We start from the raw sequence: 11,553 nt of genomic DNA, 5'->3' as shown, positions 1-11,553 counted from the left end.
CTCTCTTCCATAAGAAATATACTGGTTAAATATACAGTATAGAGAAGAATCGTCAAGTTACGATGGGTGTCCCATTAAGTTAAAGCTGTAGAATGCCTTGTTAAGGGGTGAAGCACGCAACACCGATGCTACCGCATACCACCTTAATCACTTAAACCAACGCATAGTAAAAATGCCACGCGTGCTGAATCCCTCTTGAACAATTTGTTATACGCGTCCTATCGGTTGTACTTAACCTTATTCAAAACTTCTTTTAGTTCATGCGTTTTCTCAAGGTTTACATCGTGAATATTGGCTAAAGCACAAACATAGTACAAGACGTCATATAACTCTTCTGCGATTGAACCTTTGAGTTCATCTAGCGTTGGTTGCCCACGTTTACCTTTGCGAATTGATTCCGATAATTCGCCAACTTCTTCGATTAGTTTTAAAAAATAGTGTTCAGATTGCTCTGGCGCATAATCGAATTCTTTTATATGACTTTGTAACTCAGATAACTTCATAACATCCTTTTTGTATCATTTTCCATTAAGCGTATAACGCTTAATGCATAGGTGTGGCTTTTTCGCGTCCCTTGCCTTTACTTGTTACTTTTGACTTGATGTAAGCCTCAACGACATCAAATCCTGGCTTCTTAGTCAGAACTGTTTTCTCAATATTACGGCAGTAATTACCAATAGCCATTGGAGAAGTTGCGTCTATGAAACTAACCCCTTCATGCCCACCTGATAGCAACGATTCAAAGTATTCACGTTGAGGCTCTATCAAGCGAAAGTGCATATCAAAGTTACTTCTCTTTCGACTCTTATCGTTATCTTTCCTAGCTCGCAATTCATCAATACCAACATGCAATAAAACGTATGCATCGGGAAAATCTAGTAAGCCTTGCAGAAATGCTTTTGAGTAAAAGTCTAAAACCTCATTCACAGGCTGAAAATTCAGATCATCGAATATCCAGTTATACCAAACTGGCTGCAAATGATCTCCATCCAAAATGGCTACTTTTCCTAACTCTGACTCTGTTTTCGCTAACTCCCAGCGCTTTACTTGCATCCGGAAATACCAATCATCTGGCTCATTGGATGAACGCTCAAACAACTCATTCACTTCAGGTATCCGGACATATCCATACTCACTTTCCATAAATTTGGAAGCAGTACTCTTGCCAACTCCACTAGCGCCTTCGAGACATATTATGGTCATTTAACTTCCTTGAAAGTAACGCCAAGCTAAAGGGCGCAAATGGAGCGCAGCGGAATTTGCGTCCATTTTGAGCGCCGTGTTATGTGGGACATTTTTGATGTATTTATTTACCGTCTCTCTCATTGATGTGCTGCTTTGTTTCATCTGGCACGATATCTGTGTAAAGCAACGCAAGCTCTTTTGGCTTGGTAATCATTTCATCAGCAATAAAATTAAGAACATGAAATAGTTTCAATGCGATTTCTCGACCATCTTCGAGGTTTATTTGGCCTGGATGCACTGCGTTATTTCCCACGACACGAAGCAAATCCAATGCCTGTTGAATTTTTGGACTTAATCCCTCGGCTACTAGTTCTTTAATGTCATTGTTAATATTTTTCCCAGACTTTCCAAGTTGTTTGAGAAGGAGTTGTAATGCCAACCTCAATAGCGCAGTTGCCCCTTTAGGTGAATCCGTAACGATAGTAGACGCTTCAAGGTATAAATCTTGTACCTCCTGCATCATATCATTATTGGGTGGCGCCACTGACATTTGTTTTGGGTAAACAATTTCTCTGTTAACCCAAAGTGTTACTTGGTTGCATGTTGAGCATGTGGCGACAGCGAAAATATCTGGCACAAACTCTAGCATGTGCCTATCATTGGCCACTTCTACTTCGCCGATAAAGTTACTAATAGCTTCCTGCTGGTAGTCCCTAACGTGAGTTCTGTAATCATAGAAAACATGTTTAAGAATGCTGTTTGCGGCATGGCTGGCGCTATTCGCGTCGAACCAGTTCTGTTGTGATACCACGCCACAATGGGGGCATTGAAATTTTTCGCTTTTAAATGTTGGTGTTAAGTCCAAGTGTGTTCTCCAATTCATCTAAGCACGTAACGCTCGCGTAATAGGCGCGAGCTTGCGAGCATCCTAATTGACGCGTTTGTTATGTACGTTTCACCGCGACCACGGAATATGTATGCCAATGCTTCATTTTACCCAATGGAGTCTTCGATTTTTCATCACGCTCAAAGAACCTGACAATTTCAAAATCCGAGAACAGCCCCTTGACCTCAGACTCCGTTAAAGGTGTTGTTGGACTACGATAATTATTAGCCCAACTGTCTTTGAAACCCATGAAGTCACCAGCAAACACCCCACCGACTTCAATTGAAGATTTAATGTTGCCCCAAGTCGATTCAAGTTTGCCTGGGTCAGCGAAGAACAAGCTTGAGTTTGCGATAACTACCCCAGATTTTGGATAGTCGAACAATTCAAAAGAAGACTCTACGATATCCACCAATGACTTTAACCCAAACCTGTCTCTACAGATAGCTACCGATTCAGGATTAATATCGAAGCCATGAACTTGAAAACCCTGTTGCTCTAAGTACTCGATATCACTGCCTGTTCCACACCCACAGTCAGTGGCTACTTTGAGGTTTGATTCATTGAGTTGGGCTGCAAGTTCAGTACGTTTTGAATGTGGGCGAGACAGTGCCTTTTCGTAGTACTGACGCCAAATTTCAGCATTTTCATCCATAATCTTATGATTTTCCGTAAAAGTACATAACGCCCCAAACAGCCGCGTGCATTTTACGTCGGTTGCTTTGGCTTGTTATGCATTTAACCGTGCCCATACTTCTTTTTCTTTTGGGGCGCTGTCTTTGAATTTGAGACGAACACTGCCACCACTACCAATGGTGCTAGCCCACTGTACGACACTTTTAATTGGATTAGGCTGCCATTTGTTAGCTAACAGCCAATTTTCAATAAGTTGCGGCGGCAAGCCAACACCATTTTTATGAAGAGTTTTTAGCGTGACTTTAATAGTGTCTTCGTCGCTAGTATGAAGAGCAGCAATATTCGAAGTATTAGTTAAAGACTCTAAAGCTTTAATGAGAATTGGATCCACTTTATGACTCCTTCAGTTTTATAGATGCATAACGCTTGCGGCAGTTGCGCGGTCTTTTTCGCGTCAACTGCCCGTGATTGTTAAGCATCGGTAGCCAGTGAAGCAACTTCATACTCCGTTTCATCACTCACTTCCTTTGCAGAAAATTCAGGTGGTATAAACGCTAGAGCTTCGGTTTCAGTTTTGAACTCTGCTTCAAGTATCGTGGGAATACCGTTACCAACGTTTATCGACATCTCGACTCCATTGTAAGGAAAGTAATATCGATGCCTAATAACTTTTATTCCTTCCATCTTAGATAAAGAGCCATATTCAATATCCGATAGATATATATTCGTTATTGGCTCGCAAATATCCGAAGTTTTCCCATATTTCTTACAAAGCTTATATTTAGTACCAATACTTGATTCTTCTTTCCGAAGACGCAGCCGTGAATCCGCTATATATAGATCAGTAAGCACTTTAGCTTTCAGCTCAGATAAATCTGGTAGTTTGTCGTCATGTACTAACCACCTTCTTTCAATTTCTAACTCAGAGTATTTCATTCTTTAGATGCTTAACGCAGAGCTTAGCGGCGAGTGGACGCGAGTCCACAGCCCGCCGCGAAGCGGTGTATTTAAGGCTGAACTGCTTCAGCGTCTTGTTATTGCTTGCCATATGTCTCGAAATTCTGAGAATGAAGAAAGCTTATAGTCGACGAATTCTGGTTTTAAGTTGCTCTTATTATTAACCCAAATAGTCCTCATTCCTAGTTTCTTAGAGGGTTCCATGTCAGCCTTTAAATTGTCACCTATAAAGACAGAATTATCCGAACTTGCACCTAATTTTTCTAGCGCGGCGTTAAAAATAATAGGATCAGGCTTTTTAATGGAAAGCTCACCTGAAGTAACAATAACGTCGAAAAAACATTCAAGACCAAGAGCTTTTATTTTATTTCTTTGAAAGAAACCCCGCCCGTTTGTGACACAAGCTATTTTTACACCTTCACCCTTGAGGTAATTCATGCACTCAAGGACGCCATCGAATCGTTTAGAGTAGTTCTGAAAGGACTCATCAAAATACTTGAGCATATTAGCTTCAATATCCGGCTCAATATTAAATTTACTCGCTAAGTTCTCAAAGACTTTTGCTTTTGGCTGGATGATGCAGTTTTCCTTCACAAACTCGTCAATGAATTGATTGGCGTCACCACCACTATCAAGGAACTTGTTGTGCATTGACTCTGCACATGCTTTTAAGCTCTGCGCTTTATCATGAACTGTACCGTCTAAGTCGAAAAGTGCATACATCCTTTTTCCTTGCAATAACGCCAACATAAGCGGCCGCCTTGGAGTGCAACGTAAAGGCGGTCCGGTGGAGGGCCTTCAGGCCCGGAACAAACTTGAATGACTTGTTAAACGAGGCCATGCTCCCGAAGTTCCTGGAGCCACTCTTGGCCATAAAAATCACCACCTTTCTCGCCCATGAACACTTCATTTAGAAACTCATCGACAGATTCGGCCAACCACCGCATATCCCCACCATCTGCAGACTCTGCGAACACCTCGCCGCCTTGGTCGTACTTGAAAATATACCCGTTATAGTCGTTGGCAAATTCGACAAAACCTCCGCTATGCGAGACTTGGTCAAGCCCGTAAATCCGGATTTCATCGAGGTTTGAGCCACCCCATTCCATGAGTAATGCCCGGTGTTCGTTGGAAAGCCGAAATCCTTGGACCTTACAAAATTCGTCGAGCTGAGCGCGAGTAGGCGGGGCAACAACCTCACAGAGATCTTCAGCGAATAGTCCAGAATTGATAGCTTGCCTCAACTTTTCGTACATAGCGGATCTTTACGTTTAACGTTTGTGGCACGGGCGAGGAACGAGTCCTGTGCCCACATTTGTTCTATTTAGTTCGTAGATGAAAGTAATTTCAACCCCAAACCACCATAAACAACTGAAAAAATCTTTAATATTTTGCTTCTCGATTTTCGATAAAACCTTACAAATGATCTACTTGAAAATATTGACGCATACGCCACGTGAATAATTACTGAAAGAGTGAAAGTGCCAACGATTGCAGCAATTGAAACCCAAGCTGGAGCGTTGTTAAATGTAGATAATGATACTATTGCAACCCAAGCTAGCGCAGCTTTAGGGTTCGTCATCATCAGCGCGTAACCTCCGGTAAAATATCGTTTGGGTATTAACCCATGTGTCTTAGAGGTCCTATCTGAGGCTTCAGTCTTAGCTGACTTATAGGCTTTGATGGCGAGATAAATTAAGTAGCACCCTCCAAACACCTTTATCAAAAATAGTAATTCAGCGTATTTAGCTATAATCTGAGTCAGGCCTAAAACACTTAGAGTCGCCCACGTCAAAGAGCCGAATGCGATACCAAGACCAAACAATAAACCCGCAGCTTTACCTTTTTCTAGCGAGATATTAAGAACACCAAAAACATTTGGGCCTGGTGAAAGTACTGCAAAAATAAACGCAGTATATGTTAGTAACAACGCATTTATGTACTCAACCATTTCCAATTCCCTTTAAATAGAATGCCTCAATTTGCGGCGAGCGTTAGCGAGTCCAGCAACATTGACTTGTTAGCCGTGACCAGCTCGATATCTGGTAAATTATCTGCGACTTTTTGATACGTCGTACTGTTAGCAAGGATGTCCGTAACAACTTGTAATGGTTCAGCCCATATTTCGGGTAAATCAGCTTCACCTGGTGTCACTATGGGAAATGCCAATTTCTCAACTGGCGGACAAAACTCTGCCGAAACTCCTTGTTTGTTGCCCCTAGCGTCTATGCGATACCAGCCATAGCGGTCTAGATACACGGCGTTTAGGCCATGGAGGCAAAAAGGTGGAATATCTGTAATAGTTAAACGTTGATAGCATAAGCCCGCTTGAATTCCATTAGCACGCAGCAATGCCGCCAGTAGATGGCTTTTGGCATAACAATAGCCAGTACCATGTTTAAGAACATCTGATGCTTTGCAAGTTACGGGGTTTTGCTCGTAATCCCAGCTATGCTTTATCTCGTCGCGCACAAATTCAAAGCACCTACGCGTAACTTCCTCTGGCTCAGAAAGCTCACTTGCAAGAGCCTTTGCCTGTGCGAATACATCTGGATTTTTCCAATCTATAAATTCTGATGATGCTAAATATTTGTTCATAATCTCGAACTCGAAAGACGGCTAACATTTTAATAGTGCGCATGCGCGTTTAGACAATTCCAAAAAGTTCTAATGAACGCCGTAAGTAACTGAATCAAAGTTACTTTACGAAATTACTCACAGAAACTAAAACTGGAAAAACGAGCATGCGTGTTTACAGATTTATCCACAGCACGTTATTTCTGATGCGTATATTCTTATTCATTGATACTAAAAGACTTTAAGGCATGCTGCCAGTGCAGACACGCAATTTTTTGATTATTTTTCAGACAATCCGTGCCAAAAATTGGCAAGCTGAAAAAATATACTGTATATTTATACAGCTTTAGGTCAATTATCCACAAGGAGTGTGTGATGTCTTCCAGTCCTTTTCTTAACTTTATTCGTAAAGATTTTGCGGGACACCCATATTAAATACCTAGCTACATCATACAAAACTATCTTCTTCGCAGAAAGAATTTATATGGAATTCATCTTTTATCGTTTCGTTAAGGGATAACTAACTGATAAAAAAGGCTGGTTATTGGATTTTTGGGCGAGTAAATTTACTAATACATGATTGGTATATAAAGAAAGACTATGAATGCTGGAATGAAGCTAAGTGAGTAGTCGGTTATGACTGGATCTTGGTTTTCTATTTAGTTTGTTTGAATCACAATAATGCACAATAGATTGTTCGGTACCAACAACAGCACCGGTTCTTGCGCCAAATTCTGTGGCGATACAAAGCCAATTTTCTGAGGATATATTGAGTCGTTGAAGAATCGGCAACAGAGAGGCATCTATTGAACCTCGCTTATCTTCTCGGATGATTCGCCCAGTTATATCAACCAATTCAAGGTAATCTGATAATTCAAAAGGTAGGCCATCCGGCATGTTTTCTCTGGGGTTACCGACAAAAGGATAAAGCAATTTTGGTTGCTTTTGATGTTTAGCTGCGACCACACGCTTTTTAACGCTGGTAAATTCCGAGGCTTCAGGCGTTTCACTTATTTTTGCCCTTAACGGATTAAGATCAACATAAGCCATACAAGCCGCTAATGCGGCTTCATCAAGTAACGCTTGAGACTTAAATCGTCCTTCCCAAAACCTACCAGTGCAGTTGTCTTCAAAATTTGCTTGTCGAGCAATTGGCTCATTAAGCTCTTTCATGAACCAGCTAATGTCCATAAGGCGGCTTCTATAAGCTTCAGCAGACGCTTCTACCAAAGCCATTGCACAGTCTGGCAATGATTCCCCTCTTACATATTGCTGTGTAAACAAGGTGCCTTTATGTAACTTATGCCATCTTTGTAGAACCTCCAATGTAGACCACTTCGCCGCTTTTTCTGCATTGATATGCAACACCACATGAAGGTGGTTACTCATTACCGCATAGGCACAAACATCGATAGCAAAGACACTGGCTAAGAATAACAAACGCTCTTCAACCCAGCCACGGCGGTGCTCAAAGCTTGCACCAGAAACCGGATCTTCTCCACATAAAAATGCCCTACGAACACAACGAGAAACACAGTGATAGTAAGGCGTATCTTGTAAACTAACTTGCTGACTTCTAGCTCTTGGCATGACGAAACCTCTCTTCCATAAGAAATATACTGGTTAAATATACAGTATAGAGTAAAATCGTCAAGTTCCGATGGGTGTCCCATTAAGTCCGCTAGGTGTCCCATTAAGTCCGCAACTTGTTATAGCCCAACCTAAATTTCGAATTCTATGCAATTGGTTTCTACTTCCCCATATTCTTCACAAATAATCTGAATATCAATCGTATGCTTACCTGACTTCAAAGGAACTATCATATATTCGTCATCAAATACCATTCGTCTCGTATGGAGCAAATTGTCAACTTTTACTGTGATTTTCTGCCCATCTAGCTTTGTCCACCATTTCTGATTAATAGGACGAATGCGCTTCCGATTAAATGCAGGAGTTAAATTCGATAACTGAGCGAATGTACTTCCAATCCCAAGCTGGGAATGCAAGAGTGATGTTGCCGAACTCTGCTTTCTATATTCAGATTGTGCGCGATTTAAGGGATTAAATGGGATGGGAGATTTTGGCTCACTATATTTTTCGTCATTTTCATATATATAGAGTCCTTCAGAGAACTCTATATCAATGTAGACATTATTGGCCTTTGTTGTTCCGCCGTTGGAAACCTCAATTTCTAGCGGGACCGAATAGTTTTTTATTCTAAAAATCTTCTCGCATTCAATATTGTATTCATCTATCTCACTCTGACTTGGAAGTGTGTTATTATAATTCTCTATATCTTCCTCAGAAATGAACTCTGATAAATGAGCATCTACATCGTTCATGCTCAACGTGACAGGGATCACGACCTTTTCATACGAATCAAAATTATCATCGACAACTGGCTGCGTTATATCAAGTTCTATTACAGGAGCCTTTAATGAAATCTTTGATTCAAGCTCTGCCACTCGTTCTCTTAGCTCTCTATTTTCTTTACTCAGAGCTGATAACTCCTTCGAAAGAGCTTCGTCGGTGTTAGCAGTATCTCCTCTAATCCATCCTACCCCTGGCTTTTGCATAATTTGCTTCATCAGCGATATTGAAACACTTTTAATAAGCTGATCTTTTGTCTCCCAAAATTGCGCCATTTTTGAGTTCGTTAACACTAGCTCTCTAAACTTATTTATGTCAGACAGGTCATCATCTCTCTTGTTCCTAGACAAGGAAACCGTGTCATTCATTACAAATGCAAGAATTGGTATTTTTTTCTCTAAAGCATACTCGTATTCTTTTTGAGTAAAGCTAATGCCGTCAGATGTTTTTGAGCCATATCTCAAACCTAAAATGAGAATGTAATAATCGCTCACTTCAATGGTTCTTCTAATTATTTCCCATTGATCTTCATCTTCCGCACTAAACATCTCCATACCGATTGGGATGTGGTACATCTCTAAAATAGCTTTAATGATGTTTTCTCTTTCATCTGCTAAATCAGAGTAAGTTGAACTCAAAAACACTTGATATTTTGTTGATTTCAAGACGGCTCCTTGAATTCTTCTTGATAGCTATAACTACTAAGCGGTTATACAGTGGCGAAGCCATGGCTATAACCGTCTGTTGAACGGCCGCGTTATCTATAGGGGATTGGCTTTTTCAGAATTGGCGACGTCCCTGTTAATATCGCAGTGCTTTTTCTCCCTTACTAAGGGATATTCCCAAAATTTAGGCGGAATTTACGTTTATTTTTTATCACAGTACGACCCTTTTTACTCGAATCCTAAGCATTAGGCAATACTCGATCCTCAGGCTCCATGACCTGATCCGCTTTCAAGGCAATGTATTTATGCCTGAGTCTGTTAACGACTATTCAAGCCCAACTGAGGGGAATATCTTATCTCTCCAAGATAAACCACATTAGGTTCACCACACACGGAGCAGAGACACCTCATTTTTCGTTGTCTCTGCGCTTACCGTCTTACTATTCCAATGACGCCAAATACGCTCGCCAGCCTTTAAAATGGGTGATGTCTTGCGCGTCTTCGATTCCATATGGCTCACAGATAAACCCTGCCACTTGGCTGCCATCGGCGAGTGTTATTTTGCCGATGCCGAGGGGCGCGGGGATGCCGGCAACAAAGCTGCCGAGGTGTTGTGTTGGCACAGACCAAACTTCCACGTCGATGGCATTACCATTGTCTTTATCGAGTATCAACCCAGGGCGAAGCGGAGGCCCGCCCGCTAATGCGTACATGCGATACATGGTGGCGGTGGTGGTTTTGGCTTTTAGGGTGGCGCCGCGTTCCGTTAGTTGCCAGTTAAGTGGCTGGCCTGCTAAATGCGCGCCGCAAACCATGACGTCGATGGTTTTCGGGTTGCCTACAGGGGTTGTGTTGCTTGGCGTTGCCACGACCTCTAAAGCCCCTTTGTTTAGGGGAAGCGCTTGCTGAATGCGGTTGGCAATGGACATTAACATACGGTCGCTAAAAGTCGGCCCCACAAGCGTGATACCAAATGGCATGTCGTTGTCTGTCATCACAGTGGGGACGGCAATGGAAGCCAGATCAATCAGGTTCATAAAGTTGGTGTAATAGCCCAACTCGCTATTGTGCTTAATCGGCTCAGCGAGCATTTCAGCTATGGTGAAGTGGCGCCCTGCTGTAGGCGTCAGCAAACAATCCACCTTTGCCATTTGAGCCAAACAAATTTGCTTCAAATCGTTAATGCGATATTGGGCTTTAAACAAGGCCGTTGCCGGCGGTTTGCCACCCGGCGCGATGATTTCCCGCACGACAGGGAAAATCGCCTCTGGATTCTCGTCGATCAGAGGTTGTGTGGCAATGTAGCGCTCGGACACCCAAGGGCCTTCGTATAACAGTTGGGCGATTTCATCAAAGGGAGCGTAGTCGATTTCTTGAAAGGCAAAGCCCTGCTCTTTAAGCAATGCTAACGTCTCGAAATAGGCTTTTTCATAGCTTTCATCACCAAAAAATTTCAATTGATGAGCAGGAATCACACCGACGGTTAACGGCCCCGTACGTAAACCATAATGGCGAGCTTGATTGTCGAAGGGGTTCTGGCGGCTGTAGCCGTCTTGTTCATCAAAGCCTTCTGCGGCCGCGAGCGCGATATTGGCATCATCGGTGTTGTAAGCAAAAATGGTAATACAATCCAAGCTACGACAAGCGGGTACCAAACCCGTTGCCGATAACAAGCCTATGCTCGGTTTCACACCAACTAAGTTATTAAAGCAAGCCGGAACACGACCCGAGCCAGCGGTGTCAGTGCCTAAGCTGAAACTGGCTAAACCAAGGGCCACGGCAACCGCTGAACCTGAACTGGAACCACCACTGATGTAATCGTAATGAAACGAATTATGACAAGCACCATAAGGCGAGCGGGTACCGTTCAAGCCTGTGGCAAATTGGTCTAAATTGGTTTTGCCAACGGGAATCGCCCCCGCATCGATCAGCTGTTGAACCACTTGAGCCGAGGCGCTCGGTGTGTAAGCAAACGCATCACAACCTGCCGTGGTCGGAATGCCCGCCAAATCGATGTTGTCTTTAATAGCAAACGGAATTCCCCATAGGGGGTGTGTGTCCATGTCTTTGCTTTTTAAGCCTTCCAACCAAACTGCTTGTTCCGTTTCAGTTAAAAGGTGAATCCAAATGTTGTGATCTTTGTAATCGGCTGCGCGCGCTCGGATGTCCGCCATTACGCTTTCAGGGCTGGTTGTACCCGCTTGATAAGCGCTGCGCAGGGCAGAAAATCCCATGTCCAATCCACTTTGTGTTTCTAATTGCATGCCCATAGTTTGC

At 42.6% G+C, this 11,553-nt stretch carries 13 protein-coding genes; all 13 read right to left on the bottom strand.

The features are described 5' to 3' along the window. Window positions 1-218: 218 nt before the first annotated feature. Window positions 219-503 (bottom strand): MazG nucleotide pyrophosphohydrolase domain-containing protein, encoded by a 285-nt coding sequence (locus tag JHD45_RS09215; protein WP_017449629.1) that lies wholly within the window; start codon window positions 501-503, stop codon window positions 219-221. 40 nt (window positions 504-543) lie between these two features. After that, window positions 544-1,203 carry a hypothetical protein gene (locus JHD45_RS09210; RefSeq protein ID WP_199476217.1) on the bottom strand — a complete coding sequence of 220 codons (660 nt, stop codon included), beginning with the start codon at window positions 1,201-1,203 and terminating at the stop codon, window positions 544-546. Between the two features lie 103 nt (window positions 1,204-1,306). Then, window positions 1,307-2,050: a DUF4145 domain-containing protein gene (locus JHD45_RS09205; protein WP_199476216.1), complete on the bottom strand. Its 744-nt coding sequence runs from the start codon at window positions 2,048-2,050 to the stop codon at window positions 1,307-1,309. 79 nt (window positions 2,051-2,129) lie between these two features. Continuing rightward, window positions 2,130-2,726 (bottom strand): class I SAM-dependent methyltransferase, encoded by a 597-nt coding sequence (locus JHD45_RS09200; RefSeq protein ID WP_199476215.1) that lies wholly within the window; start codon window positions 2,724-2,726, stop codon window positions 2,130-2,132. Between the two features lie 75 nt (window positions 2,727-2,801). Next, entirely contained in the window at window positions 2,802-3,098 is a 297-nt protein-coding gene (locus tag JHD45_RS09195) for a DUF1889 family protein (RefSeq protein WP_199476214.1), read from the bottom strand. An 80-nt stretch (window positions 3,099-3,178) separates the two neighbouring features. Continuing rightward, entirely contained in the window at window positions 3,179-3,643 is a 465-nt protein-coding gene (locus tag JHD45_RS09190) for a hypothetical protein (protein ID WP_199476213.1), read from the bottom strand. A gap of 87 nt (window positions 3,644-3,730) precedes the next feature. Beyond that, entirely contained in the window at window positions 3,731-4,414 is a 684-nt protein-coding gene (locus JHD45_RS09185) for an HAD family hydrolase (RefSeq protein WP_199476212.1), read from the bottom strand. Window positions 4,415-4,491: 77 nt separating this feature from the next. After that, on the bottom strand, window positions 4,492-4,920 hold the full coding sequence (locus tag JHD45_RS09180) for an SMI1/KNR4 family protein (protein WP_199476211.1): 429 nt from the start codon (window positions 4,918-4,920) through the stop codon (window positions 4,492-4,494). 68 nt (window positions 4,921-4,988) lie between these two features. Further along, window positions 4,989-5,615, bottom strand: coding sequence for a LysE family translocator (locus JHD45_RS09175; RefSeq protein ID WP_199476210.1), 627 nt, complete (start codon window positions 5,613-5,615; stop codon window positions 4,989-4,991). A 26-nt stretch (window positions 5,616-5,641) separates the two neighbouring features. Further along, entirely contained in the window at window positions 5,642-6,262 is a 621-nt protein-coding gene (locus JHD45_RS09170; RefSeq protein WP_199476209.1) for a transglutaminase-like domain-containing protein, read from the bottom strand. Window positions 6,263-6,859: 597 nt separating this feature from the next. After that, window positions 6,860-7,831: a transposase gene (locus JHD45_RS09165; RefSeq protein ID WP_199476208.1), complete on the bottom strand. Its 972-nt coding sequence runs from the start codon at window positions 7,829-7,831 to the stop codon at window positions 6,860-6,862. A gap of 131 nt (window positions 7,832-7,962) precedes the next feature. Next, window positions 7,963-9,276, bottom strand: a complete 1,314-nt coding sequence (locus JHD45_RS09160) for a DUF4062 domain-containing protein (protein ID WP_199476207.1) — start codon at window positions 9,274-9,276, stop codon at window positions 7,963-7,965. A 440-nt stretch (window positions 9,277-9,716) separates the two neighbouring features. Further along, on the bottom strand, window positions 9,717-11,546 hold the full coding sequence (atzF, locus tag JHD45_RS09155; protein ID WP_199476206.1) for an allophanate hydrolase: 1,830 nt from the start codon (window positions 11,544-11,546) through the stop codon (window positions 9,717-9,719). Window positions 11,547-11,553: the final 7 nt, after the last annotated feature.

The sequence above is a fragment of the Marinomonas spartinae genome (genome assembly GCF_016461715.1).
Classification (GTDB): Bacteria; Pseudomonadota; Gammaproteobacteria; order Pseudomonadales; family Marinomonadaceae; genus Marinomonas; species Marinomonas spartinae_A.
The sequence above is the reverse complement of the archived record's forward strand: the minus strand, read 5'-3'. Positions and strand labels throughout refer to the sequence as shown.